Below are 23776 nucleotides of genomic sequence, written 5' to 3' on the forward strand. Positions count from 1 at the left end.
ACCTGAATTCGAGCAGCCGGGCGTCAGCGCGCCCGCCATTCAGGAGCAATATCGCATGTCGAAGAAATTCATTCTCGGCCTCGTTCTGGTTTCGGCCTTTGCCGCCTGCCAGCGCCAGGAACCCGAAGTCTATGTGCCGACCGCAGCCGATCCGGTCACGACCGAGCCGGTCTACCAAGGCAAATACGGCAGCTAACCCAACCAGGAAACACTTGCGCGGGCAGTCCGGCTGCCCGTGCATCCGGCGCCCCGACGACATGAGGGCACCATGCTGAAACATCGTGGCTTTCCAGGCCGCCTGCCCGGCACCGACTATCAATTCACCATTCGCCGAGAGAATCGCAAGAAGGGCGCGACGCCAATCGTGCGCCGTGAACGTTTCCGCGATCGCAAGCCCGCAGACAAGCGGGCCGATGCCGGTTTTCTTTCAGCCCTGATCCAGCATTTCGGCGCCGAGCCCTTTGAGCGCGGCAATCTGGACGCTGGCCGTATCGGCTGGCTGATCGGGCGTGAAATCGTTCCGGTCGGCGAATTTGATCCCGCCGATTACGGGCAATTGCTGCAGATCGATTTCGAAGCCGCCGAAGCTTCCTTCCCGCAACTGTTTGCGTCGGGCCAACAGCCCGATTTCGACTGGGAAGAGCTCGATCTGGATGATGAGGACGAAGGGTGATGGAAATGCGCGGTTCTCTGCCAAATACCGCGATTTCACGCCCATGTCAGTTTGACGGGCTCATCAACTATGTAATAGTCGGTTATCACTCAAAAGAACTGGCCCGCTCAGGGTCTTCAGATACAGGCACACATAAATGCAAACTTCGTTGTTCCTCCGCCTCGCAGGCCTTACCGTTGCTGCAGCGGGTCTTTCCGCATGCGCCTCTGGCTATCAGACCGGCCTCACCCCCGATGCACAGCGTGCCGTCGGCGGCGCGGCCGCCGGTGCGGTCATCGCAAAAGTTCTGGATGAAGACATCGCGGCCGGTGCGGCCATCGGTGCCGCAGGCGGTGCCCTGTGCGACGACGTCGGTGTCTGCCAGAAAAGCTACTAAGACCCGAACTTGCGACCTCGCGGGGGCGGTTCCTGCGTCACTTCAACTGACTGGAAATGGAACATGCGGAAACTTCTCTCCTTCTCGGCGGTCCTCGCGGTCATCGCGGTTTCGGCCTGCACCCAGAACATCAATCCGACCGACACCGACCGCGCGCTTATCGGCGCCGGCGCGGGGGCTGTCATCGCAGATCTCGCCGGTGAAAACGTTCTGGGTGGCGCGGCAATCGGCGCAGCCGGCGGCGCCTTGTGCGACGACGTGCGCCTCTGCCAATAACGGATTTGACCTGCGCGCCGTCGCGGCGCGCAGAGAATCGTTCAGGACCGTCCGTGACCTTGGGTCGCGGGCGGTTTTTTCATGTCTTTTCGACCGGGGGACCCCATGTTCAAGAAAATCCTGATTGCCAACCGGGGTGAGATCGCCTGCCGGGTCATCAAGACCGCCCGCAAGATGGGCATCGCGACGGTAGCCGTCTATTCCGACGCCGACCGCAATGCCCTGCATGTGAAAATGGCCGATGAGGCCGTTCACATCGGTCCTCCGCCGGCCAATCAATCCTATATCGTGATCGACAAGATCATGGATGCGATCCGCCAGACCGGCGCCGAGGCCGTTCACCCCGGCTATGGCTTCCTGTCCGAGAACCGCAAGTTCGCCGAGGCGCTCGAGGCTGAAGGCGTTGCCTTTATCGGCCCCCCCGCTTCCGCGATCGAAGCCATGGGCGACAAGATCACCTCGAAAAAACTGGCACAGGAAGCCGGGGTTTCAACGGTGCCGGGCTACATGGGCCTGATTGCCGATGCCGAAGAAGCCGTAAAAATTTCCGGCGAGATCGGCTATCCGGTCATGATCAAGGCCAGTGCCGGCGGTGGCGGCAAGGGCATGCGCATTGCCTGGAATGACCAGGAGGCCCGCGAAGGTTTCGAATCCTCGAAGAACGAGGCTGCCAACAGCTTTGGTGACGACCGGATCTTCATCGAGAAATTCGTCACCCAGCCGCGTCATATCGAAATTCAGGTGCTGGCCGACAAGGCGGGCAATGCCGTCTATCTGCACGAGCGTGAATGCTCGATTCAGCGCCGCAACCAGAAGGTCATCGAAGAGGCACCCTCGCCTTTCCTTGACGAGGCCACCCGCAAGGCAATGGGCGAACAGGCCGTCGCATTGGCCAAGGCCGTGGACTATAGCAGCGCGGGAACCGTGGAATTCATCGTCGATGGCGACCGGAACTTCTATTTCCTCGAAATGAACACGCGGCTTCAGGTCGAACACCCGGTGACCGAACTGATTACCGGCGTCGATCTGGTCGAACAGATGATCCGCGTCGCGGCAGGCGAGGCTTTGCCCTTTGCCCAGTCCGATCTGATCATCAATGGCTGGGCGATGGAAAGCCGGCTTTACGCCGAGGACCCCTATCGCGGCTTCCTGCCATCGATCGGGCGCCTCAGCCGCTATCGTCCGCCTTCGGAGATTGCGGCAGGTCCGCTGAAGGACACGGGAAACTGGGTCAACAGCACCGCTGGCGGCAACAGTCCCGTTGCAGTGCGCAATGATACCGGCGTCTATGAAGGCGGCGAAATCAGCATGTTCTATGACCCGATGATCGCGAAGCTGTGCACCTGGGCCCCGACCCGCGCCGATGCGATCGAGGCGATGCGCGTGGCGCTGGATGAATTCGAGGTCGAAGGCATCGGCCACAACCTGCCCTTCCTCTCGGCGGTGATGGATCATCCGAAATTTACTGCAGGTGAAATGACCACCGCCTTCATCGAAGAGGAATACCCCGACGGATTCCAGGGTGTTGCTCCCTCGGAATCCGAGACGATGCGCATCGCGGCCGCGGCGGCAGCCATGCACCGGGTTGCGGAGATCCGTCGCACCCGTATCAGCGGACGGCTGGACAACCATGAGCGCCATGTCGGCGAGAATTGGGTTGTCTTTGTCGGTGATACCGAAGTTCCCGTGCGCATCCGGGCCGACCGCGACGGCGCCAATGTGATTGTCGACGGCCAGGATCTGCGTGTCGAAAGCAACTGGACCCCCGGCGATTCTCTGGCACGGCTGACGGTGGACGGCAAGCTGCTGGTGCTGAAGGTCGACCGGATCGCCGCCGGCTATCGGTTGCGCAGCCGTGGCGCGGATTTGAAGGTCCATGTCCGACGTCCACGTGCGGCCGAACTGGTGCGTCTGATGCCCCAGAAAGTTGCACCCGATACCTCGAAATACCTGCTGTGCCCGATGCCCGGCCTGATCGTGAAGATCAATGTCGCCGTCGGAGATGAGGTCGAGGAAGGCCAGCCGCTGGCCACCGTCGAGGCCATGAAGATGGAGAACATCCTGCGGGCCGAGAAGAAGGCCGTCGTCAAATCGGTAAATGCCGAGGCCGGACAAAGCCTGAAGGTGGATGATGTGATTCTGGAGTTCGAATGACATCATCCCCGCGCCAGATCATTGCAAGACCGGCCCCTCCTGCCCCTAGGGGCCTGCGGGGCTGATGCCGCCCTTCGACTCATATCTTGCCCCGCAGGCACAACAGGCCGTGATCGCCGGCCTGTTTCTTGCGATCGGCTGGTGGGTCGTGGCCTATCAGAACCGGAGACGCGATGCGAAACTGCGCGCGGATCGGGTGCGTGATGTTCAGCGTGCGCTGTTCGCGGAAATTCGCGCCTATCTGGCGGCACTACGGCGCGATGATGTCGGAGCCTATGGCGCACAGATCCGCCAGCGAATCCTGTCGGAACCCGGCTATTTTCCGGTGATTCCGACCGAGAACAATGATGCGATCTTCAGGGCGATTGCTGGGGAAATCCACGTGCTGCCGCGTGATACGGTTGATCCGATCGTGCTGTATTACAGCCAGCTCAACGCGATATCAGCCATGATCGCGGATCTGAGACAGCTTGATCTTGCTGTGATCGGCCCGGAAAGGGCCGCCAATATGTATCGGGATTACATTTCGATGAAGCTGGAAGCGCTTGAACTGGGCGATCAGGCGCTGGCAGCGATTCGCGCCAATATCGACGGGCGCGCAGGCGAAGAAGATCGCCCTAGTAGCCCGGCTTCGGGCCAGTTCGGCCAGTGATCGGCGGAGGGTTGTAAGATGTCGTGCTCATCATGGAACTCCATTCCTTGTACTGTCAATATAGGGATGATTGCCCCGAATTTCAATTGTCACGGCATGACGCCCGCGCGGCCTATCTCTTGGCGACGCAACGGAAACTTGTCGATGGCGCGACTGATTTCGCGCGCATCCCAAGGCAAGGGCTTGCGCAGTTTGACCTGCCCGTCCTTGTCCATGACAACCAGCGAAAAGCCGCGCGGATGCAACAGCTGGCGCCAAGGGCTGTTGGCCTCGGGATCGGCATCGGTGATCACCACGACATCGCGCTCGACCAGGGCATCCGGACGGCTGCGCAAGGCCTCGAGCTGTTCGCGAAAGGCCGGGTCTTCGGGGGCATCGGCGAAAACCACCACCGGACGCGCAACCCAACGGAACTGTTCGGGCAGCACGCTTGACGCATCATATTCCGTGATGGCGACCGCTTCGGCTTCGGGAACGGCCGGGGCTTCCACCTCTTCCGGGCTTTGTGGCTGTGGCAAGGGGATATCGGGGACGACCGACGGCACAGCGGCTTCACGCGCAGGCCCCATGGCCGCAAGAGCCATCGCGAACAACAGGAAATTCAACTTCATCGGCACCTCTTCCTTATATGAATATAGGACGAGCCAGCCTTTGGGAAAGGACGGATCATGACAAAACCGACGCTGGAGGAATGGCGCAAGCTGGCCGAGAAAGAACTGAAGGGCCGCGACCCCGACAGCCTGACCTGGGACACGCTGGAAGGAATTGCCGTCAAGCCGCTTTATACCGAGGAAGACACCGAAGGTCTTGAGCATCTGGGCAGCCTGCCGGGACTGGCTCCTTTCACGCGCGGACCCCGTGCCACGATGTATGCGGGCCGCCCCTGGACGATCCGCCAATATGCAGGATTTTCCACGGCCGAGGAATCCAACGCCTTCTATCGCCGCAACCTTGCCGCCGGTCAGCAAGGGGTCTCGGTCGCCTTCGATCTGGCGACCCACCGCGGCTATGACAGCGACCACCCGCGCGTCGAGGGCGATGTGGGCAAGGCGGGCGTTGCCATCGACAGTGTCGAAGACATGAAGATCCTGTTCGACGGCATCCCGCTGGACAAGGTCAGCGTCAGCATGACCATGAATGGCGCGGTCATTCCGATCCTGGCGAATTTCATCGTCGCCGGCGAGGAACAGGGCCACGACAAATCGACACTGTCGGGCACGATCCAGAATGACATCCTCAAGGAATTCATGGTGCGCAACACCTATATCTATCCGCCCGAACCCAGCATGCGCATCATTTCGGACATCATCGAATATACCAGCACCGAGATGCCGCGTTTCAACAGCATCTCGATCTCCGGCTACCACATGCAGGAAGCCGGTGCCAATCTGGTGCAGGAGCTGGCCTATACGCTGGCCGACGGGCGTGAATATGTCCGCGCGGCCATTGCGGCGGGCATGGATGTCGATGCCTTCGCGGGCCGCTTGTCGTTCTTCTTTGCCATCGGCATGAATTTCTTCATGGAGATCGCCAAACTGCGCGCCGCGCGCCTGCTGTGGTATCGCATCATGGATGAATTCGGCGCGAAGAAGCCGGGTTCGAAAATGCTGCGCACGCACTGCCAGACCTCGGGCGTCAGCCTGCAGGAACAGGATCCCTACAACAATGTGATCCGCACCGCCTATGAGGCCATGTCGGCAGCCTTGGGCGGAACACAATCGCTGCATACCAATGCGCTGGACGAGGCCATCGCCCTGCCCACCGATTTCAGCGCCCGCATCGCGCGCAACACGCAGTTGGTCCTGCAGGAAGAAACCGGCATCACCCATGTCGTCGATCCGCTGGCAGGCAGCTATTACATCGAAAGCCTGACCGCGGAACTGGCCGAGAAGGCATGGGCCTTGATCGAAGAGGTCGAGGAACTGGGCGGCATGACCAAAGCCGTGGCCTCGGGCATGCCCAAGCTGCGGATCGAGGAAACCGCCGCGCGCCGCCAGGCCATGATCGACCGGGGCGAGGACGTGATCGTCGGCGTCAACAAGTACCGCAAGGACAAGGAAGACCCGATCGACATTCTGGATGTCGACAACGTCAAGGTTCGCGCCAGCCAGATCGAACGACTGAAAAACATTCGCGCCACCCGCGACGAGGCCGCCTGTCAGGCCGCCCTGAACGAGGTGACCCGCCGTGCGGCCGAGGGAGGCAACCTTCTGGCAGCCGCCGTCGAGGCCGCCCGCGCCCGTGCAACTGTCGGAGAAATCAGCATGGCCATGGAAAAACAGTTCGGTCGTCACCGCGCCGAGGTCAAGACCCTGGCTGGCGTCTATGGCGCGGCATATGAGGGCGACGAAGGTTTTGCCAAGATCCAGAAGGATGTCGAAAGCTTCGCCGAGGAAGAAGGCCGCCGCCCGCGGATGCTGGTGGTCAAGATGGGTCAGGACGGCCACGACCGGGGTGCCAAGGTCATCGCCACCGCCTTTGCCGATATCGGCTTTGACGTGGATGTGGGACCGCTGTTCCAGACCCCTGAAGAGGCCGCTCAGGATGCCGTGGACAATGATGTTCATGTCGTCGGAATCAGCAGCCAGGCCGCCGGCCACAAGACGCTGGCCCCCAAGCTGATCGAGGCCCTCAAGGCTCAGGGCGCAGAAGATATCCTGGTGATCTGCGGCGGCGTCATCCCGCAACAGGATTACGACTTCCTGAAGAAGGCAGGCGTGAAGGCAATCTTTGGACCCGGCACCAATATTCCGGCCGCCGCCGCCGATATCCTGAACCTGATCCGCGCAGCACGCAAAGACTGAAACGACAAGGCCGCAGAGATCAATCTGCGGCCTTGCCCGAATTCCTGTCAAAGCCCTTCAGGCGTCAGACATCCTCGATCCGCAATTCGACCGGATCGCTGACAAGCACACCCGTTTCCGGCAGGACCGTGATCGCGTGATCAATGGCATCCGGCGTGGTCTTGTGGGTCACGACCAGAACCGGAACGCTGGCCTTGTTCGTATGGCCGTATTGGCGCATCCGGTCGATCGAGATGCCGGCATCGCCCAGAACGGTGGCCACCTTGGCCAGCGCCCCCGGCTTGTCCTGCAGTTCCAGCCGCATGTAGTAGGCGGCGGGAACGGCGGTGCGGGCCGGTTGTGCTGCCGTCAGGCCGACAGCCGGCTGACCGAAGACAGGCATGCGCAGGCCGCGCGCGACCTCGACAATATCGGACATGACGGCGCTGGCGGTCGGACCTTCGCCGGCCCCTGCCCCGCGCAGCACGATCTGGCCGACGCTGTCACCTTCGACGATGACCATATTGGTGCCGCCATTCAGCTGGCCAAGCGGGCTGTCCGCGGGCACCAGACAGGGCGACATGCGCTGCTCGAGCCCGCGTCCGGTCATCTGCGCAACGCCCAGCAGCTTGATGCGATAGCCCATATCCGCGGCGCGGTTGATGTCGTCGATGCTGACTCGCTCGATCCCTTCGATCTCGACATTGTCGAAATCGACCTGCGTGCCGAAGGCAATCGAGGACAGAATGGCCAGCTTGTGCCCGGCATCGATCCCGCCGACATCCAGCGTCGGATCGGCCTCCAGATAGCCCAGTTGCCGCGCTTCTTCAAAGACGGTTTCATAGGGCAGACCAGCGCTTTCCATCCGGGTCAGGATGTAATTGCAGGTGCCGTTCATGACACCCATGACGCGCTGGATCTCGTTTCCGGCCAGCGATTCCGTCATGGTCTTGATCACCGGAATACCACCGGCAACGGCTGCCTCGAAACGGATCACCCGGCCCAGGCTTTCGGCCAACTGGGCAAGCTCTTGCCCATGTTTGGCCAGAAGCGCCTTGTTGGCCGTGACCACATCCTTGCCCGAACGCAGCGCGGCCTCGATGCTGTCCTTGGCAATGCCGCTGTCGCCGCCGACCAACTCGACATAGACATCGACATCATCGGCCTGCGCGATTGCCATCGGATCGGTTTCCCAGCGGTAAGCCGACAGATCCGCATCACGGTTCTTCATTTTATCACGCGCCGAAACGGCGGTAATGGTGATATCGCGCCCGGAACGAGCGGCCAGAAGCTCTGCGCGTTTCTGCACGATTTTGACGACACCGATCCCGACGGTGCCTAGCCCGGCAATGCCCAGGCGGAGGGGGGACGACATGAAAGCCTCTCGTCTTGGATTGGTCGGGTTGTTATCCTGACCGCCCGGCCGTTGCAACGCGCGATCGCGTTTTCACGCCAAACTGCTGAAAACTCTTTCTGCAATGGTGGCGCAACAGGCGCAGTTCAGCCCTGCGGAGCATCATCATGGCCTGCCCATTCGCCATCGATCCCGGTCGCGCGCATGATCGATACGACGCGGCGGGCAATGCGCAATGCATGTGCATGGATATCACGCACGTCCTGAGGACTCATGTCGTCGGGATAGCGCTCGCCACGGGTATTGATGAAGGTCGGATGCCAATAGCCCTCCTTGCGGCCGGGCCGCCACGAGGCATGACACAGCAGGTTCCGCTTCAGACGAATCCCGCCAAGAGCCTCGATCAGTTCGTCCCGGTCATGGACACCCGCCTGCAGCAGGGCCGCACCAAAACTGTCGATCAATGTGCCCAGAGAGTCATCGGCGATCTCGTCGATGCGCCGCAGCCATTTTTCCAGTTCGGCGTCACTGGCATCTTCGCCCAGCCCCTGACGGGTCAGGGAAAACAACGCGCGTTTCAGCGCCTCTTCCAGAAAGCCGAAAGCGGCCACTGCATGACCGATCGCCGATGCCATGTCGTCGGAAAGCCGGTCCGGCGCGCGGGGCAGGCTCATGCGGCGATCACCATTCGCATCCGTGGTTCCGCGCCCCGCACTCAGCTACCTGCAATGATGCGCACGTAATTGCGGGTCTCGCGATAGGGCGGCACGCCGCCATATTTCGAGACAGCGCCGGGGCCGGCGTTATAGGCGGCCAAGGCAAGGCGCCAATTGCCGAACTGGTCATACATCATCCGCAGATACCGTGCGCCGCCCTGAAGATTCTGGATCGGATCATTCGGGTTCACGCCCAGCTTGGCGGCTGTTCCGGGCATCAGCTGTGCCAGACCTGTCGCACCCTTGTGCGAACGCGCACGCGGGTTCCAGCCGGACTCCTGCTGCACCAGCCGCAGGAACAGATCTTCGGGGATGCCGTATTTGCGGGCCGCCGCGCGTGCATGGGGAATGTAGTCGCTACGCTTGCCGCGATAGGCCGGAATATTGGTGGAAAGTTCGATATCGACAATGCTGCGGTTTCCGCCATTGGGCTGCAGCCGGGCCGATTGCTGATATTGCGTGGCAAGCCGGGAATCCATCAACCGTGTCTGACGCGCGAACTGATCGGCACGGGATTTTGACGAACTGCCAGACAGGCGCAATCCCTCGGCCGCCGCCGGCATCGCCATAGCTACCACCATGACAGTTCCAACAACTGCCTTCGCGTTCGGAATGATCCGCATTCATCTGCCCTCATTCTTTATGTCGCCGCGTCCCAGGGCAGGCTCGTCCTGCTACCGGAGCTTGAACCGCATCTTTTGGCTGACGCGTTGGTCGAAACTATACAGCAAATCGGAAATCCTGCCAGCAGGAGCGAAATCACGTTTCGATCTCCGCATGCCTTCGGCGGGTTTCCGCCGAGACCCGCAAGGTATTCACATCAGGCATCGGAACGGGTCGGGCTTGCGGCTTGCACCCCGGCTGGGCTAGACCCCATTCTCAAGCGTATCGAAGCAGGGAACTCCGTCATGGCAGGCAGCGTCAACAAGGTCATTCTGATCGGCAATCTGGGCCGTGATCCGGAAATCCGGACATTCCAGAACGGCGGCAAGGTCGCCAATCTGCGGATCGCCACATCCGAACAGTGGAAAGACCGCAACACCGGCGAACGGCGCGAAAAGACAGAATGGCATTCGGTCGCGATCATGTCCGAAGGGCTGGTCAATGTCGTCGAACGCTTCCTGAGAAAGGGCAGCAAGGTCTATGTCGAGGGCCAGCTGGAAACCCGGAAGTGGCAGGATCAATCCGGCCAGGACCGCTACACGACCGAAGTCGTCATCCGCAATTTCGGCGGCAGTCTGCAGATGCTGGACGGTCGCGGTGAAGGTGGCGGCGGACGCGACTTTGGCGGCGGCAACGATGGTGGCTATCGCAGCGAACCCGCAAGCGGCAGCAGTGCCCCGGCTGGCGGGCGCAGCGATTACGACGACGAAATCCCGTTCTGATTTCCACCTCAGTTCGCTGCGAATTTTTACGGGGAGGCCAAGCGGCCTCCCCGGTTTCTTTGGCTGACCGGCCTATCGCTGCATGACATATGTGCCGGGGGCATCGCAGATCGCCTTGCATGCGCCTGACCGAGCGCCCATTTGCGGTGGCGAGACCGCCTCACCCGAGTGCTCTCCCAGCCATCTGGCGAAGGCGACCCACCACGAGCCGTCCTCGGCCTCATGTTCAGCAAGCCATTCTTCCGGCTCGCGATAGCCGGAATCGGCAGAGCCACGCCCCATCCGGAAATGTTGCTCTGGCTGTCCCGGAGCGGAAATGATGCCGGTGTTATGTCCGCCATTTGTCAGCACGAATGTCACCTCGGATCTTGTGAAAAGATGCAGTTTATAGACTGATGTCCAAGGGGCGACGTCATCCTCTTCGGTGCCCACCGCGAAGATGGGCGCGCGAATGGCGCCGAAGCCGACAGGTTTGCCTTTGACCAGATAGCGCCCCTGGGCAAGATCGTTGTTCAGAAACAGCTGCCGCAGATATTGCGAATGCATCCGGGCAGGCAGGCGGGTGGCATCGGCATGCCATGCCATCAGGTCAAGGCCATCGTCCTGTCGACCCAGCAGATAGTTGTTGATCGCCCGCGTCCAGAGCAGATCGCGGGCACGCAACAGCGCAAAGGCACCTGCCATGCTGTCCGAAGAAAGATAGCCCTGCCTTTCCATCATCTCTTCGACCATCGCCACCTCGGCCTCGTTGATCAACAGACGCAACGGCCCCGGCTCGGAAAAATCCACCTGCGTGGCCAGCAGTGAAACCGAGGCAAGCCGATCGTCTCCGTCCCGCCCCATCGCGGCAGCCGCTATCGACAACAGCGTGCCGCCAAGACAATAGCCAAGCGTGTGCAGTCTTGGCGCCCCGGTGATCTTGATGGCGGCATTGATTGCTGCCATCACGCCAAGCTGGCGATAATCCTCCATCCCGATATCGCGATCTTCGGGAAGAGGGTTCTTCCACGAGATCATGAAGACCGTGAAACCCTGATCGACGAGAAAGCGGACAAAGGAATTATGTGGCGAGAGATCCAGAACGTAATATTTCAGGATCCATGCCGGCACGATCAGGATCGGCTCGGGGCAAACGGTGTCGGTCGTCGGCGCATATTGGATCAGCTCCATCAGCTTGTTGCGAAACACCACCTTGCCCGCGGTGGTGGCAAGATTGCGCCCGACCTCGAAAGGTTGCGAGACTGCGGGGACTAGCCCGGACAGCGTCGCCATGTCCTTGGCGAAATTCCTGCTGCCGCGAACAAGGTTCAGTCCGTTCTCGCTCAGGCTGGCCGAGATGACATCGGGGTTGATGGCGGGAAAATTCGACGGAGCGACGGCGTCCGAGAGCAGCCCGGTGACGAATGCCATCAGGTTCTCATGGGCCGGTTCGACACCGCGAACACCGGTCATGGCATCCAGCCACCATTGCCGCTGTCGCTGATGTGCCTGCGCCAGAAGGTTGAAAGGGAATTTTTGCCACTCGGCGCTGTCAAAACGGGGATCGGCTGCACCATCCGCGCCCGACAAGGTTTCGCCAAGGCCTGCGGCAAAGACAGCCTGTGCATTTTCCATCGCTTGCTGAAGCAATTGCATCTGTTTGCCCGGCGAAGCAGCCAGATGAACCGCCCAATCCATCCACGCCCGGGTCAGGACCAAGGGGGACAGGCCGCGGGTCACCCCGCCCTCGCTGGCACGGGCGGACGCGTCAGACAACCCGCCAGCCTGCGCCCGCATGACTGCCCGGGGCTTGTCATCGCGGTATTTTCTTGTCCGTCCAGATAGCTTCGCCATGGCATGTCCTTCCGAGGATGCTAGGGCAACGGCAGTCCCAAGCATGACCTTGCAGGCCGGCTTGCAACGTAACCTTGATCTGTGTCAGCGTTTCGACATTCTACCATCCCTTTTCCCGGCTGTAACCGCGCCGGTTCCAAGCTCGATGATCTCGGCGGTGATCTCTTCCTGCCGAACACGGCGCAGGGTGGCCTCGAAACCCTCCAGCTCTTGCGAAATCTGGCGGGCAGCCGAGGCCATGGCCTCCATCCGGGCCTGATTTTCCGCAGCAAAGGCATGCAGCGCAGCCTTGCAGACCTGCGCGTTGAAATAATCCTGCCCCAGCAGGGACACCAACATCTCTTGCGGCAGTTGCGTCAGGGGGCGTTGCGATCTGGTTTCCGGCAGATCATCCAGAACTATCGGGAACAGACCCTGCCGGACCAGCGTGTTGCGTCCCTCGCGCCAGCCCGTGAAAACCACGTCAAGGCGATCCATGCACCCCCTGGCCACCGCATCATAGATGGCTGTCGTGATGTGATCCGCCAACCTCGGAATCCCCGAACTATGCGAGGGCATCGCGGCGGTCCAATCGGCCTGCAGGCCGCGCGCCGCCGCAACGCTCTGTCCGCGCGTGCCAACCAGGAACAGGCAGTCCGGCGCATGGTCGATGCTGTCCAGCACCCTTTCACTGAAAGAACCGGCAAAGCCCTGTTCGGCGCAAAAGACAAGCAGGGCCTCCCTGCCCCTTGCCGACGGTGCAGGTTCTGCCTCATGGCCTATCATCGCCGACAGGCCGGCAGCAATGGTGCGGGCATAGCTGTCAACCGCCGCGACCTGGGCGCGGGCCTGATGCGCCCGGGCCGCGGCAATGCCCTTCATGGCATTGACCACCGCGCCCAGCTGACGCACGCCTTCGATCCGGGCGCTGATATCTGCCAGCCGTTCCGTCATTGGCTGTCTTGCCCGACCGTCGCCTGATCGGACCGAGCGAAGGATCCAGCCAATCCCGTCAACGCCCGCAACAATTCCTGCTGCAACTCGGGCGCCAGTTCGCCCCGCCCCGCCAATGCCTGCACGGCCCGCGCAGCATCCCGATCCAGCGTGGCGGGCAAGGCCGTGCGAAAGGCGGGAATGGCCGTGACCGGCAGCGGATCCAGCAGGCCAGTCTGCACGGCCAGCATCAGCGCCACCTCATCCGCCAGACGATAGGGGCTGTGCTGGGGCTGTCGCAGCGCCTCGCGGATACGGGCTCCGCGCGTCAGTTGATCGCGCACGCGGCCCTCGGGCATGCCCCCGAAGCGGGTGAAGACCTCCAGCTCCAGAAATTGCGCGTAATCCAGCCGCAACGTGCCGGCCGCCTTGCGCAGGACCGGCGCCTGGGTCTTGCCCCCGACGCGGCTGACCGACAGGCCGACATCGACAGCCGGCTTCTGCCCCTGATGGAACAGCGCTGCATCCAGCACGATCTGACCATCGGTGATCGAGATCAGATTGGTGGGAATATAGGCGGACAGATTGCCGGAATCGGTCTCGGCGATCGGCAGCGCCGTCAATGACCCGCCGCCGCATGCCCCGGACAGCTTGGCGGCGCGTTCAAGCAACCGGGCGTGGATGTAAAAGACATCGCCCGGATAGGCTTCGCGCCCCGGGGACTGTCGTGTCAGCAATGCGATTTCGCGGTGGGTTGCCGCATGTTTGGACAGATCATCAATGACGATCAGCGCATGTTGTCCCCTGTCGCGGAAATATTCGGCCATGGTCATGCCTGCATAGGGCGCGATCCATTGCAGACCGGGTGCCGAGGCGGCCTCGGCCACCAGAACAATACAGCGCGAGAAGTTTCCCTGCGCCTGCAAGGCATCGATGGCCCGGCCCACGCTGGAGCTTTTCTGCCCCACCGCCACATAGACGCAGATCATGTCACTGTCGCGCTGTGCGATCAGGGCATCCACGGCCAGCGTTGTCTTGCCGGTCGAATGATCGCCCACGATCAACTCGCGCTGGCCGCGCCCCAATGCGAACAGCGTGTCGAGGACGACCACGCCGGTCTGCACCGGTTCGGTCACCAGATCGCGTTCGATGATCGACGGCGCCGGTCTTTCGATGGGCCAATGCGCCTGTGCCTCGATCTCTCCCTTGCCGTCCAGCGGCCGACCCAAAGGATCAACGATACGACCCAGCAGGCTTTCGCCCACGGGAACATTGACGACCTCTCCGGTCCCGAACACCTCATCGCCCGCCTCGACATCCTGTGCCGCGTCCAACATCACGCAGCCGATCAGATCCGGGTCCAGCACCCGCGCGAAACCGACCTGCCCATTGGCAAAGCGCAGAACCTCGTCCAGCCGCACATCGCGCAGCCCCGAGATCATGGCAATGCCATCACCGACATCCTCGACCCGGCCACGATGCTGAACACGCGGCCCGATCCCGGCATCACGCAAAGCCGCCGATGCGGTGGAAAACCAGTCTGGATCTCTATTCGGCATCCTGAAGCACCTTTCGGACCTGCTGAAGATCATCCTGCCAGCTGTTGCGCAGGGCAAAGTGATCACCATGCAACTCGATCCCCGCGACAAGACCGGGATCGGTCACGAAATGCAGCCTCACCTGATCGCCCAGAGCCTTGCGCAGGGTTTTCTCGATGGCCGGCCTTAGGTCTTCGGGGTCACTGGCCGTGACCACGCGAACCCCTTTCGGATCCTTTGCTAGCGTCGCGCGATCCTTTTCCGGCAGCGCCGCAATGGCATCCTTCAATCGGGCCACGAAAGCGGCCTGAATTTCGCGACCCTGCAATTGCTGCAGCAACCGCGAGGCAATCTGCAGCGCCAGTTCGCGCGCCTGTTCGGCATTGGCCTGACGTGCGGCCTCGGTTTCCCTTTCGATGCTGGCCCGCGCCCTGGTCAGGATCTCTTCGGCCCTGGCGCGGGCCTCGGTCAGGGCGGATTGGGTCGCGGCCTCGGCCTCTTGTCGCGCGGCATCCAGCAGGGCGACCCGTTCCGCGGCAATCCCCTCTCGCGCCTGCGTGACCTCGGCCAATGCAGCATCGGCGCGGGCCTGCACGGCATGGGCGGCTTCGATGATGGCTGTGGCGGCCTGCTGACGTTTGGCGATGGCGGCGGCAACGGGCCGCCAGAAGACGCGTGACAGCAACCAGATCAGGATCAGGACATTGACGGCCTGCAGTGCCAGTCCCCAGACATCGATATCCATCGGATCAGGCCAGCAACGGATTGGCGAACAGCAACAGCAACGCGATCACAAGGCAATAGATCGCCGTGGTCTCGATCATCGCCAGACCCACAAACAGCGTGCGCGATATGGTGTTCGCCGCCTCGGGCTGGCGCGCGATGGCATCCATGGCGGCGGCGACCGCACGACCCTCGGCAAGGGCGGGACCAATCGCCCCGAAGGACACGGAAAAGGCGGCACAGATGATACTGACGATCGGAGCGTAATCCATCATTTATCCTTTTTCTCAGCAGAGGAAACAGGGGCGGGTTTCGGCTGGCCCTCTTCGACCGTGGCCGAGATGAAGACGATGGCCAGAATGGCGAAGATATAGGCCTGGACAAGGCCGGTCAGCAGATCCAGCGCCATCAGCGGGATCGGCACCAGCAGCCCCGCAAGCGAGGTAACAATGGCGATCACGAACACGCCGCTCATGACATTTCCGAACAGGCGCACGAACATCGAAAAGACGCGGGTGATGCTTTCCATGATGTTCAGCGGGATCATCACGATATTGGGCGCGGCAAAGGATTTCAGATAGCCGCGCAGGCCCGCGCCGCGAATGCCGAACCAGATCACAGAAATGAAGACCAGCAGCGCCAGAGCGGCATCGGTCTCAAGCTGGGCGGTCGGAGGTTCTACCCCGGGAAGCAGGGAGGACCAGTTGGCGGCCAGAATGAACAGGAACAGCGAACCGATGAAGGCGCGATAGGGTTCGGGTCCGGCGCCGGTGGTTTCGCGGATCTGGGTGTCAACGGTGGTAACGATCAACTCGATCGCGGCCTGAAGCTTGCCGGGTTTCAGCGTCAGGCGGCGCGTCAGCAGGAATGCGCCCAGCACCAGCACTGCCATGATCACCCATGTGACCACAATCGCGCGACTGATCGGCACGGGCCCGACGTGAAACAGGATCATTGCATCCAGCGGAGAGTTCATGACCCGGCCCTCCGCGCTTTACCGACCAGAACTGCCTTGGCACTCAACACCCCCCCAAGGGCAGCCAGAAGCGCCAGCCCACCGAACAGAACGGCGAGATAAAGCGCGGCGACCATGGCCCCAAGGCGGCCCAGTGTCAGCCCCAGCGCCAGCAGCGGACGGCCTTGGCCGACGATCAGATCGGCGGTCATGCGCAGGGCTGCGAAATAGGCAAAGCCCAGCAGCAATCCGGCAGAAAAGCAAACGGCAAGAGTCAGCGGCAGGTGGGTCATTTCGCGTTCATCCATTTCCATGCGGTCCAGCCCCCGACGCAAAGACCAAGAATCATGCAGGGGGCGGACCAGAAAATTCCGGTCCCAAATCGGGCATCCAGCCAGCGGCCCAGAAACAATCCGGCCAGCGTCGGCAAAATGAAGATCCAGCCCAGAACGCCAATCTGGGCCAGACGGCGCCCGACGGACATATCCCCCTCGCGCAGCCAGCGCGCGCGGCGCTCCCGGCGCAGGCGGGTCTGGACAACCAGCGGATCTTCCTCGGGGTCGGACATCAGCGGAACGCTCCTCTGTCGGCGTTCAGATGCAGTCGGCTGACCATGCGGCGGATGGCATTCAGTTGCAGTTGCACGGTCTCGCTGCGTTCCACGCGCTCGGCATCCTCTTCGGACTGGAACCTTTCCAGCACATCCCGGTCCAGATGGTCCAGATCATCGCCGGGAACCGCCTCACGCGTGGCAATGGTGATGCCACCATCCTCGCCGACGACCAGAACCCCACCGCGCAGCGCACAGAAATGTTCCCGCCTACCCCGACGCCAGCTGGCAATCGACACGGCCAGCGTGGTCAGGAATGGTGCATGTCCGGGCAGAATGCCGAAGCTGCCGCTGACATCCTCGGCCCGCAGCGAGGTGATATCGGTCTCGACGACCACCGACAGCGGCGTGACGATCTTCAACTGCATGAGGCGGCCTCCTTGCGGCGGGCATCCTCGAAGCTGCCGACCATATAGAGCGAACTCTCCGACCAATCATCCGCCTCGCCATCCAGAATGGCCCGACATCCGGCCAGCGTTTCGGTCAGCGGCACGCTGGCACCCGGCGTGCCGGTAAAGGCCTCGGTCACCATGAAGGGCTGGGTCAGGAACCGCTGCAGGCGGCGGGCGCGCTTGACGATCAGCCGGTCTGCCATGCCCAGCTCCTCGACCCCAAGCAGAGAGATGATGTCGGTCAATTCACGAAACCGGGCCAAGGCCCGACGAACGGCCTCGGCGGTCTGATAGTGGTCATCCCCGACGATCAGCGGATCCAGCAGCATCGAAGAGGACCCCAGCGGATCAATCGCAGGATAGAAGCCTTCGGCTGCCTGGGCGCGCGACAGGACGATGACGCAATCCATATGGCTTGAAATCGTCGTCACCGCCGGATCGGTAAAATCATCCGCGGGCACATAGACCGCCTGAATGGCCGTGACCGCCGATCCGGCCACCGAGGCAATACGTTCCTGCAGGCCCGCCACCTCGCTGGCCAGGGTCGGCTGATACCCCACCCGCGAGGGCAGACGCCCCAAAAGGCTGGAAACCTCGGCCCCCGCCTGAACGAAGCGGAACACGTTATCCATCAGCAGCAGAACGTTCTGATGCCTCTGGTCGCGGAAATATTCCGAGATCGTCAGCGCCGTCAAAGGCACCCGCCAGCGCGCGCCGGGCGGCTCATTCATCTGGCCATAGACCAGAACCGTGCGATCCAGCACGCCGCTGCCCTTCATCTCGGTCAGCAGTTCATGCCCCTCGCGCGAGCGTTCACCCACGCCTGCAAAAACGGAAATCCCCTGGTATTTCTGAACCATGGCCTGGATCAGTTCCATGACCAGAACGGTCTTTCCGACGCCCGCCCCCCCGAACATCGCGGCCTTTCCCCCCTGTGCCATCGGGGTCAGAAGGTCGATGACCTTGATGCCGGTTTCAAAAATCTCGGTGCTGCGGGTCCGGGCCTGCAAGGCGGGCGGCGCGGCATGGATCGACCTGCGCACCACATCGTCGGGCAATGCAGGACCATTGTCCCTGACATTGCCGACCACATCCAGCAGACGCCCCAGCACCGGCCTGCCCACCGGAACCTCGACCGGTCCCTCCAGGGCCTGCACCGGGGTGCCCCGCGCCAGCCCCGTGGTCGTCTGGAATGCCACGGCGCGCAGTGTATTCAGGTCAAGATGGCTTTGAACCTCCAGCAGCAAGGGTGTCGGACCGTCCCACTGGACCTGCAACGCCGCATTGATCGGCGGCAGATCGCCCTGCGCGAACCCGACATCGACCACGGCCCCCCGGACAGCCTGAACCATCCCCAGGCCGCTTGTCGTCGAATCCGTGATTTTCCCGGTGTCGCGCATTGCTACCGACCCCTTGTCATCGCCTGCGTCACCCCCGGAACCTAGGTGATTCAAACGACCGGCACCTTGATCTGGATCAGTAACGGAAAGGTGTCACGCAATGGGCCAAAGGAAACACCGGCTGATTTCATTGAACATCTTCTATCTTCGCGGTCCCGCCACTATGACCGGCCCCGTCGCCTGTCCCCTGTCGGCCATCAGGACATCGCGACGGAATTCGCCATCCGGGATCAGCAACAGGAGTCTCTGCCATGAAAGTCGAACAACCCGTATTGGGCAGGAGGGGAACCATGCTCCTGCTGATTGTTCTCGGAGCTTTTCCCCCGCTGACCATGGATCTCTATCTGCCTGCGCTTCCACAGATGGCCGAGAATTTTTCCACCAGCCACGGCATGGTGAACCTGACGCTTGGTGCCTATATGGTCGCCTTTGCGGTGGGCATGCTGTTCTGGGGGCCACTGAGCGAAAGAACCGGCCGCAAGCCGATCCTGTTCACGGCCCTGGCGATGTATATCGGGGCCAGCCTTCTTTGCGCCCTGGCCTTCAGCATCGAATCCCTGATCGCCTTCCGCATCCTGCAGGGATTTGCCGGGGGTGGCATCACCGTTGTCGGGACCGCCATCGTCAAGGATCTGTTCGACGGTCGGGAAAGAGAGCGGGTCATGGCCACGGTGATGTCCCTGGTGATCGTTGCCCCGATGATCGCTCCGGTCCTGGGCGCCTTCCTGTTGAAGATCGCCTCGTGGCACTGGATGTTCATCGCGCTGGCCATCTTCGGATGCTGTGGTGCCGCTCTTGTCAGCCTCTACAGGGACACGCTGGAGGAAAAATCGACGGGACCGCTTGTTCACGCATGGAGCCGGCTGGCCGTTGTTCTGCTCAATCCCAGATTCGCCTATCTGCTGGCCCTCTTTGCGATGGTGCCCATGTGCCTGATGGCCTTTCTGGGGATCGGAGCCTATGTCTATATCGACGGCTTCGGCCTGTCAGAGCAGACCTTTGGCTTCTTCTTTGCCTTCAATGCCGCATGTGCCACCCTGGGGCCGATGCTGTATCTGCGGCTGGCCCGTTTCATCCCCGTGCAGCGCATCATCCTGGGCTGCTTCGCTGTCCTGATCACGGGCGGTGCGGTGATGATCCTGTTCGGCAGCCTGTCGCCCTTCCTCTTTGCGGCTGTGGCGGCCGTCTCGACCGTCTCGGTGATCGTCGTGCGCGTCCCCGGCACCAACCTGCTGCTGGAACAGCAGGCGCGCGACACGGGATCGGCCGCAGCCCTGATCCAGTTCAGTGCAACGCTCATGGGCGCTGCGGGCATTCAGATCGTCTCCCTTCACCCGGAAGACCTGATCTGGAACTATGGGTTGCTGCTGATGGTGATCGGAACCTTCTGTGCGACGCTCTGGCTGCTGGTTCAGCGCCACCCCTTCGTCGCGGGCAAGCTGCCCCAACCCTTGTGACACAAGAGAGGCACGCCCGGTTTTGGGCATGCCTTCGGCGGCGTCAATGTGCGCCGCCGCCTCCCCGCGCGGCAGGCGGTTTCATCAGCAGGGATGCAAAGGCAAGGCTGGCGAACAACAGGCTGATCAGAACGAAGACATCGATGAATGACATCACCGTGGCCTGTGCCTCAACGCGCGCGGCCATCTGCTGCAGGGCCCCTGTCGTGCCATTCAACCCGTGCGCAGTCAGATTTGCCGCCAGCAGGCTCAACTGGCGCAACGCCTCGTCATTCGACCATGTCACGGCCTCGGACAGGCGGGCATAGTGGAGGCTGCTGCGATCAGACAGCACCGTGTTGATGACTGCCAGCCCGACGGCACCGCCAAGATTGCGCATCAGGTTGTAAAGCCCTGAAGCTCCCTTCATCTTGCTGGGGGGCAATGTGCCAAGGGCAAGATTGTTGATGGGCACCATGCACAGCATCAGCGACATGCCGCGAATGATCTGAGGCAGCAGCAGCTCCCAGAAATCCCACTCTGCGGTCATCCCGGTCAGGATCCACGTCGAACTGGCAAAACCCATGAAACCCACCAGAAGAATGGCGCGCAGATCGACCCGCGACGACAGCATCCCCACCAGCGGCGCACTGATGAACATGGAAAGCCCGGACACAAAGACGGTTTCGCCGATCATCAGGCTGTCATACCCGCGGATCGAGGCCAGATAGAGCGGATAGAGATAGGTCAGCCCGTAAAGCCCGATCCCCATGGTGAAGCTGAAGACCGAACCGACGGCGAAATTGGTGTCCCGAAAGGCCGAAAAATCGACCAATGGCTCTTCGCGCGTAAAGGCCCGCCAGAAGGTCACGATTCCGCCGACCACCATGATCACCGTCATGGTCGAGACCATGTCGTCATCGAACCAGTCGTTGCCCGGACCTTCCTCGAGCACGAATTCCATCGCCCCCAGAAAGGCCGCCAGAGCGCCAAGCCCCAGCCAGTCGAAGCGGTTGAACAGGCTCCATTTCGGGCGGTCGAAATCAATCAGCATCCAGGCGCCGATCGTGACGCCGATTCCCGGAATCACATTGACCAGGAACAGCCAGTGCCATGACATCGTATGGCTGAGATAGCCCCCGACCGTCGGTCCCACCGTGGGCGCAAGCGTCGCGATCAGCCCGATCAGGGGGGAAACGACATTTCGTTTGGCCGGAGGAAATATCGTGAAGGCGGCGGCAAAGACCGACGGGATCATCCCGCCGCCAAGAAACCCCTGCAGCCCCCGCCAAAGGATCATCTCGGTGATCGTGGTCGATGTCGCGCACATGAAGCTGGATGCCGTGAATCCCGCGGCGGCAAGGGCAAAGAGGATGCGCGTGGACATCATCCGCGCCAGAAAGCCCGACAGCGGGATCATGACGACCTCGGCAATCAGATATGAGGTCTGCACCCAGCTGATCTCATCCGAACTGGCTCCCAGCCCCGCCTGAATGTCCGGCAAAGAGGCCGAGACGATCTGGATGTCCAGAATCGCCATGAACATCCCGAAGACCATGATGAAAAAGGCGATGACCCGGCGGCGGGTCAGTTCGGTTGAAAACTCCTGATCCGGGGCAGACATGGCGGCTATTCGGCTTTCGCCAGAATCGCCAGACCCTCATTGGATCCGGTGCGGCTATCCACCTCGACCACCGCAGACAGGCCGGCCCGCAGATGTCCGGTCTCTATCGCAGATCGCGGGATGTCGATATGCACGGGCACACGCTGCACGATCTTGGTGAAATTGCCCGTGGCATTATCGGCAGGCAACAGCGAGAACACCGAGCCCGTCGCCGGAGACATCGAGGTCACCTTGCCCTTGAATGTCTGCCCGGGGATCGCATCAAAGGTGACATGCACATCCGCGCCAAGGGCCAGATCATACATCTGGGTTTCCTTGAAATTCGCCTCGACATAGAGCGAGTCCAGCGGAACCAGCGCGGCCAGATTGGCGCCGGGCGTGACAAGATCGCCAATTTCGATGGACAGATTGCCAATGGTTCCATCCGCAGGCGCGCGCAGAACGGTCAGATCCAGATCGCGCTGCGCCTGTTTCACGGTCAGTTCAAGTTCATGCCTGGTGCCCTGTGCCTCGGCCTTCTGGGCCTGCAGCACACCCACCTGCGCCTCGGCATTCAGGATCGTGGCCTCGGCGCTGGCCAGCGAGGCGGTCGTGGTTTCCAGCGTTTCGGTCGCCTCGTCCAGACGTGCCTGAGAGGTGACGCTGTTCTGGGCCAGTTTCTCGGCTCGTTCATAGTTGCGTTGCGCGGCGCGCAGTTGCGCCTCGGCCACGGCCTTCATGGCCCTGGCCTGTTCGACGCTTGCCTTGGCTGCGGTGATCTGGGCATCTATTCGCGCGATGGTCTGATCGGCGGTGCGGACCTTTTCCTTGGCGGTCTCCAATGCGATCCGGTAATCGCCATCATCCAGTTTCACCAGGATGTCACCCGCCTTGACCCGGTCGTTCTGCTTGACCGGCACTTCGACGACATAGCCTTGCACCCTGCTGCTGATCACCGTCGTGTCGGCGGTCACATAGGCATCATCGGTTTCGACCATGAAACGCCCTGTCGTCCAGTAATCGTAACCGAAATCCAGCGCGGCACCGATCACGGCAAACCCCAGAACCATCAATGCAATCCGCTTGGCGCGTGATTTTTGCGGGGTCGAGGCCAACGGCATCTCGGCCGGATCTGCGGTGACATCAATCTTGTCGGTCTGCACAATGTTGCGGTCGTGACGGGCCATCAGATCTATCCTCGTTCCCTCGGGCGCCCATATTCGGCAAACTCCATCGTACCGGGCGGTTCGATCCGGCATTTAGATGGAGCAAAGGCTCACTACAAGCCTTTATCGCACCGATCGGTTCGATTAGATGGAACCCATGACACATGACACAGCCAAACCGCGCCGCCACGCCGCAGGGCAGGATCCGGCCAAACGGGAAGCCATCCTGAATGGCGCGGCCCGTGTATTTCTGGATTCTGGATTCGACAGCGCCAGCGTCAATGACATCTGTCGGGTCGCAGATGTGTCCAAGAGCACGCTGTATGTCTATTTCAGCGGCAAGGAAGATCTGTTCGAGGCGCTGCTGGAACGTGAAAGAGACCGCGTTTTCGCCAGCTTCGAAGACCGGCTGCAGGGCGATCTTCCGCTGCGGGAAAAGCTGTATGATTTCGCGTTTGCCTTTGCGCAGACATTATGCTCTGCCGAATTGATACGATCACAGCGCACGGTGATCGCCATTGCCGAACGCATGCCCGAGCTTGGCGTCCGTTTCTATGAGGGCGGTGCCACGCGCATGCGCCAGATGGTCGAGACCTTCCTTCGCAACGAAACCGCTTCCGGCACCCTGGACATTCCCGATATCACGCTGGCCGCGTATCAGTTGATCGAACTGTCCACGGCCGGTCTGTGGCGACAATGCCTGTTCAGCAAGATCGAGTCCCCTCCTCCGCAAGAAAGCCTGCGCAAGACCTCGCGCAGCGCTGTCGATGTCTTTCTGGCAATGTATCTGAAGCGCTGACGGCCTCCGGCGCACGATCTGCCCTGCGCATCGCTTGACC

General features: G+C 61.6%; 26 protein-coding genes. 10 read left to right on the forward strand and 16 right to left on the reverse strand.

The genetic code is table 11. The features are described from left to right. Nucleotides 1-55: 55 nt before the first annotated feature. From JHW44_RS08535 to JHW44_RS08560, 6 genes are all read left to right on the forward strand, one after another. Nucleotides 56-196, forward strand: a complete 141-nt coding sequence (locus tag JHW44_RS08535) for a hypothetical protein (RefSeq protein WP_179217646.1) — start codon at nt 56-58, stop codon at nt 194-196. 72 nt (nt 197-268) lie between these two features. Next, on the forward strand, nt 269-673 hold the full coding sequence (locus JHW44_RS08540) for a hypothetical protein (RefSeq protein ID WP_089343371.1): 405 nt from the start codon (nt 269-271) through the stop codon (nt 671-673). A gap of 136 nt (nt 674-809) precedes the next feature. Beyond that, on the forward strand, nt 810-1049 hold the full coding sequence (locus JHW44_RS08545) for a hypothetical protein (protein WP_089343370.1): 240 nt from the start codon (nt 810-812) through the stop codon (nt 1047-1049). Nucleotides 1050-1112: 63 nt separating this feature from the next. Then, entirely contained in the window at nt 1113-1325 is a 213-nt protein-coding gene (locus JHW44_RS08550) for a hypothetical protein (RefSeq protein ID WP_089343369.1), read from the forward strand. Between the two features lie 105 nt (nt 1326-1430). After that, on the forward strand, nt 1431-3479 hold the full coding sequence (locus JHW44_RS08555; protein ID WP_089343368.1) for an acetyl-CoA carboxylase biotin carboxylase subunit: 2049 nt from the start codon (nt 1431-1433) through the stop codon (nt 3477-3479). Between the two features lie 64 nt (nt 3480-3543). Beyond that, a complete protein-coding gene (locus JHW44_RS08560) occupies nt 3544-4131 on the forward strand; it encodes a hypothetical protein (RefSeq protein WP_089343367.1) in 588 nt (195 codons plus the stop codon). A gap of 89 nt (nt 4132-4220) precedes the next feature. On the opposite strand, the gene JHW44_RS08565 is transcribed toward JHW44_RS08560, so the two are convergent. Beyond that, nucleotides 4221-4742, reverse strand: coding sequence for a DUF4174 domain-containing protein (locus tag JHW44_RS08565; protein WP_089343366.1), 522 nt, complete (start codon nt 4740-4742; stop codon nt 4221-4223). 57 nt (nt 4743-4799) lie between these two features. Between JHW44_RS08565 and scpA the strand changes: the two genes are divergently transcribed. After that, nucleotides 4800-6935 (forward strand): methylmalonyl-CoA mutase, encoded by a 2136-nt coding sequence (scpA, locus tag JHW44_RS08570; RefSeq protein ID WP_089343365.1) that lies wholly within the window; start codon nt 4800-4802, stop codon nt 6933-6935. Between the two features lie 64 nt (nt 6936-6999). Here scpA and JHW44_RS08575 read toward each other — a convergent pair whose 3' ends face one another. From JHW44_RS08575 to JHW44_RS08585, 3 genes are all read right to left on the reverse strand, one after another. Next, entirely contained in the window at nt 7000-8289 is a 1290-nt protein-coding gene (locus tag JHW44_RS08575) for a homoserine dehydrogenase (protein WP_089343364.1), read from the reverse strand. 125 nt (nt 8290-8414) lie between these two features. Continuing rightward, nucleotides 8415-8942 (reverse strand): hypothetical protein, encoded by a 528-nt coding sequence (locus JHW44_RS08580; protein ID WP_089343363.1) that lies wholly within the window; start codon nt 8940-8942, stop codon nt 8415-8417. Between the two features lie 41 nt (nt 8943-8983). Beyond that, nucleotides 8984-9565, reverse strand: a complete 582-nt coding sequence (locus tag JHW44_RS08585; protein WP_245846870.1) for a lytic transglycosylase domain-containing protein — start codon at nt 9563-9565, stop codon at nt 8984-8986. Nucleotides 9566-9892: 327 nt separating this feature from the next. Between JHW44_RS08585 and ssb the strand changes: the two genes are divergently transcribed. Further along, entirely contained in the window at nt 9893-10369 is a 477-nt protein-coding gene (gene ssb / locus JHW44_RS08590) for a single-stranded DNA-binding protein (RefSeq protein ID WP_089343361.1), read from the forward strand. A gap of 72 nt (nt 10370-10441) precedes the next feature. Here ssb and JHW44_RS08595 read toward each other — a convergent pair whose 3' ends face one another. The 10 genes from JHW44_RS08595 to atpD all read right to left on the reverse strand — a co-directional run bounded on the left by JHW44_RS08595 (nt 10442) and on the right by atpD (nt 18732). Next, the gene (locus JHW44_RS08595) at nt 10442-12202 is read right to left on the reverse strand and encodes a PHA/PHB synthase family protein (protein ID WP_089343360.1); all 1761 of its coding nucleotides are present in this window, start codon (nt 12200-12202) and stop codon (nt 10442-10444) included. Between the two features lie 84 nt (nt 12203-12286). After that, the gene (locus JHW44_RS08600) at nt 12287-13135 is read right to left on the reverse strand and encodes a F0F1 ATP synthase subunit gamma (protein WP_089343359.1); all 849 of its coding nucleotides are present in this window, start codon (nt 13133-13135) and stop codon (nt 12287-12289) included. Further along, the gene (locus tag JHW44_RS08605; RefSeq protein WP_089343358.1) at nt 13132-14673 is read right to left on the reverse strand and encodes a F0F1 ATP synthase subunit alpha; all 1542 of its coding nucleotides are present in this window, start codon (nt 14671-14673) and stop codon (nt 13132-13134) included. The genes JHW44_RS08600 and JHW44_RS08605 overlap by 4 nt, the downstream gene beginning before the upstream one ends. Then, a complete protein-coding gene (locus tag JHW44_RS08610) occupies nt 14663-15397 on the reverse strand; it encodes an ATP synthase F0 subunit B (protein WP_089343357.1) in 735 nt (244 codons plus the stop codon). The genes JHW44_RS08605 and JHW44_RS08610 overlap by 11 nt, the downstream gene beginning before the upstream one ends. Nucleotides 15398-15401: 4 nt before the next feature. Continuing rightward, nucleotides 15402-15650, reverse strand: a complete 249-nt coding sequence (locus tag JHW44_RS08615; RefSeq protein ID WP_473093029.1) for a F0F1 ATP synthase subunit C — start codon at nt 15648-15650, stop codon at nt 15402-15404. After that, nucleotides 15647-16351: a F0F1 ATP synthase subunit A gene (locus JHW44_RS08620; protein ID WP_089343355.1), complete on the reverse strand. Its 705-nt coding sequence runs from the start codon at nt 16349-16351 to the stop codon at nt 15647-15649. The genes JHW44_RS08615 and JHW44_RS08620 overlap by 4 nt, the downstream gene beginning before the upstream one ends. Beyond that, nucleotides 16348-16644 (reverse strand): N-ATPase subunit AtpR, encoded by a 297-nt coding sequence (locus JHW44_RS08625; protein WP_089343354.1) that lies wholly within the window; start codon nt 16642-16644, stop codon nt 16348-16350. Before JHW44_RS08625 ends, JHW44_RS08620 begins: the two co-directional genes overlap by 4 nt. Further along, on the reverse strand, nt 16620-16898 hold the full coding sequence (locus JHW44_RS08630; protein WP_089343353.1) for an AtpZ/AtpI family protein: 279 nt from the start codon (nt 16896-16898) through the stop codon (nt 16620-16622). The genes JHW44_RS08625 and JHW44_RS08630 overlap by 25 nt, the downstream gene beginning before the upstream one ends. Beyond that, nucleotides 16898-17308, reverse strand: a complete 411-nt coding sequence (locus JHW44_RS08635; protein ID WP_089343352.1) for a F0F1 ATP synthase subunit epsilon — start codon at nt 17306-17308, stop codon at nt 16898-16900. The genes JHW44_RS08630 and JHW44_RS08635 overlap by 1 nt, the downstream gene beginning before the upstream one ends. Continuing rightward, nucleotides 17299-18732, reverse strand: coding sequence for a F0F1 ATP synthase subunit beta (atpD, locus tag JHW44_RS08640; RefSeq protein ID WP_089343351.1), 1434 nt, complete (start codon nt 18730-18732; stop codon nt 17299-17301). The genes JHW44_RS08635 and atpD overlap by 10 nt, the downstream gene beginning before the upstream one ends. 290 nt (nt 18733-19022) lie before the next feature. Between atpD and JHW44_RS08645 the strand changes: the two genes are divergently transcribed. Further along, nucleotides 19023-20189 carry a Bcr/CflA family efflux MFS transporter gene (locus tag JHW44_RS08645; protein ID WP_218822545.1) on the forward strand — a complete coding sequence of 389 codons (1167 nt, stop codon included), beginning with the start codon at nt 19023-19025 and terminating at the stop codon, nt 20187-20189. A gap of 43 nt (nt 20190-20232) precedes the next feature. Here the strand turns inward: JHW44_RS08645 and JHW44_RS08650 are convergent, their stop codons facing one another. After that, nucleotides 20233-21792, reverse strand: a complete 1560-nt coding sequence (locus JHW44_RS08650; protein WP_089343349.1) for a DHA2 family efflux MFS transporter permease subunit — start codon at nt 21790-21792, stop codon at nt 20233-20235. A 5-nt stretch (nt 21793-21797) separates the two neighbouring features. Then, nucleotides 21798-22958 (reverse strand): HlyD family secretion protein, encoded by a 1161-nt coding sequence (locus JHW44_RS08655; protein WP_245846868.1) that lies wholly within the window; start codon nt 22956-22958, stop codon nt 21798-21800. Between the two features lie 136 nt (nt 22959-23094). On the opposite strand from JHW44_RS08655, the gene JHW44_RS08660 reads away from it, so the two are divergent. After that, nucleotides 23095-23736: a TetR/AcrR family transcriptional regulator gene (locus JHW44_RS08660; RefSeq protein ID WP_245846866.1), complete on the forward strand. Its 642-nt coding sequence runs from the start codon at nt 23095-23097 to the stop codon at nt 23734-23736. Nucleotides 23737-23776: the final 40 nt, after the last annotated feature.

This window comes from Paracoccus seriniphilus (assembly GCF_028553745.1).
In the GTDB taxonomy this organism is placed as follows: domain Bacteria; phylum Pseudomonadota; class Alphaproteobacteria; order Rhodobacterales; family Rhodobacteraceae; genus Paracoccus; species Paracoccus seriniphilus.

Bases quoted from the DNA above. Each gene is read 5' to 3' on its own strand.
- JHW44_RS08535 (WP_179217646.1), top strand. From the start codon at position 56: ATGTCGAAGAAATTCATTCTCGGCCTCGTTCTGGTTTCGGCCTTTGCC.
- JHW44_RS08540 (WP_089343371.1), top strand. From the start codon at position 269: ATGCTGAAACATCGTGGCTTTCCAGGCCGCCTGCCCGGCACCGACTAT.
- JHW44_RS08545 (WP_089343370.1), top strand. From the start codon at position 810: ATGCAAACTTCGTTGTTCCTCCGCCTCGCAGGCCTTACCGTTGCTGCA.
- JHW44_RS08550 (WP_089343369.1), top strand. From the start codon at position 1,113: ATGCGGAAACTTCTCTCCTTCTCGGCGGTCCTCGCGGTCATCGCGGTT.
- JHW44_RS08555 (WP_089343368.1), top strand. From the start codon at position 1,431: ATGTTCAAGAAAATCCTGATTGCCAACCGGGGTGAGATCGCCTGCCGG.
- JHW44_RS08560 (WP_089343367.1), top strand. From the start codon at position 3,544: ATGCCGCCCTTCGACTCATATCTTGCCCCGCAGGCACAACAGGCCGTG.
- JHW44_RS08565 (WP_089343366.1), bottom strand. From the start codon at position 4,742: ATGAAGTTGAATTTCCTGTTGTTCGCGATGGCTCTTGCGGCCATGGGG.
- scpA (WP_089343365.1), top strand. From the start codon at position 4,800: ATGACAAAACCGACGCTGGAGGAATGGCGCAAGCTGGCCGAGAAAGAA.
- JHW44_RS08575 (WP_089343364.1), bottom strand. From the start codon at position 8,289: ATGTCGTCCCCCCTCCGCCTGGGCATTGCCGGGCTAGGCACCGTCGGG.
- JHW44_RS08580 (WP_089343363.1), bottom strand. From the start codon at position 8,942: ATGAGCCTGCCCCGCGCGCCGGACCGGCTTTCCGACGACATGGCATCG.
- JHW44_RS08585 (WP_245846870.1), bottom strand. From the start codon at position 9,565: ATGGTGGTAGCTATGGCGATGCCGGCGGCGGCCGAGGGATTGCGCCTG.
- ssb (WP_089343361.1), top strand. From the start codon at position 9,893: ATGGCAGGCAGCGTCAACAAGGTCATTCTGATCGGCAATCTGGGCCGT.
- JHW44_RS08595 (WP_089343360.1), bottom strand. From the start codon at position 12,202: ATGGCGAAGCTATCTGGACGGACAAGAAAATACCGCGATGACAAGCCC.
- JHW44_RS08600 (WP_089343359.1), bottom strand. From the start codon at position 13,135: ATGACGGAACGGCTGGCAGATATCAGCGCCCGGATCGAAGGCGTGCGT.
- JHW44_RS08605 (WP_089343358.1), bottom strand. From the start codon at position 14,673: ATGCCGAATAGAGATCCAGACTGGTTTTCCACCGCATCGGCGGCTTTG.
- JHW44_RS08610 (WP_089343357.1), bottom strand. From the start codon at position 15,397: ATGGATATCGATGTCTGGGGACTGGCACTGCAGGCCGTCAATGTCCTG.
- JHW44_RS08615 (WP_473093029.1), bottom strand. From the start codon at position 15,650: ATGATGGATTACGCTCCGATCGTCAGTATCATCTGTGCCGCCTTTTCC.
- JHW44_RS08620 (WP_089343355.1), bottom strand. From the start codon at position 16,351: ATGAACTCTCCGCTGGATGCAATGATCCTGTTTCACGTCGGGCCCGTG.
- JHW44_RS08625 (WP_089343354.1), bottom strand. From the start codon at position 16,644: ATGGAAATGGATGAACGCGAAATGACCCACCTGCCGCTGACTCTTGCC.
- JHW44_RS08630 (WP_089343353.1), bottom strand. From the start codon at position 16,898: ATGTCCGACCCCGAGGAAGATCCGCTGGTTGTCCAGACCCGCCTGCGC.
- JHW44_RS08635 (WP_089343352.1), bottom strand. From the start codon at position 17,308: ATGCAGTTGAAGATCGTCACGCCGCTGTCGGTGGTCGTCGAGACCGAT.
- atpD (WP_089343351.1), bottom strand. From the start codon at position 18,732: ATGCGCGACACCGGGAAAATCACGGATTCGACGACAAGCGGCCTGGGG.
- JHW44_RS08645 (WP_218822545.1), top strand. From the start codon at position 19,023: ATGCTCCTGCTGATTGTTCTCGGAGCTTTTCCCCCGCTGACCATGGAT.
- JHW44_RS08650 (WP_089343349.1), bottom strand. From the start codon at position 21,792: ATGTCTGCCCCGGATCAGGAGTTTTCAACCGAACTGACCCGCCGCCGG.
- JHW44_RS08655 (WP_245846868.1), bottom strand. From the start codon at position 22,958: ATGGCCCGTCACGACCGCAACATTGTGCAGACCGACAAGATTGATGTC.
- JHW44_RS08660 (WP_245846866.1), top strand. From the start codon at position 23,095: ATGACACATGACACAGCCAAACCGCGCCGCCACGCCGCAGGGCAGGAT.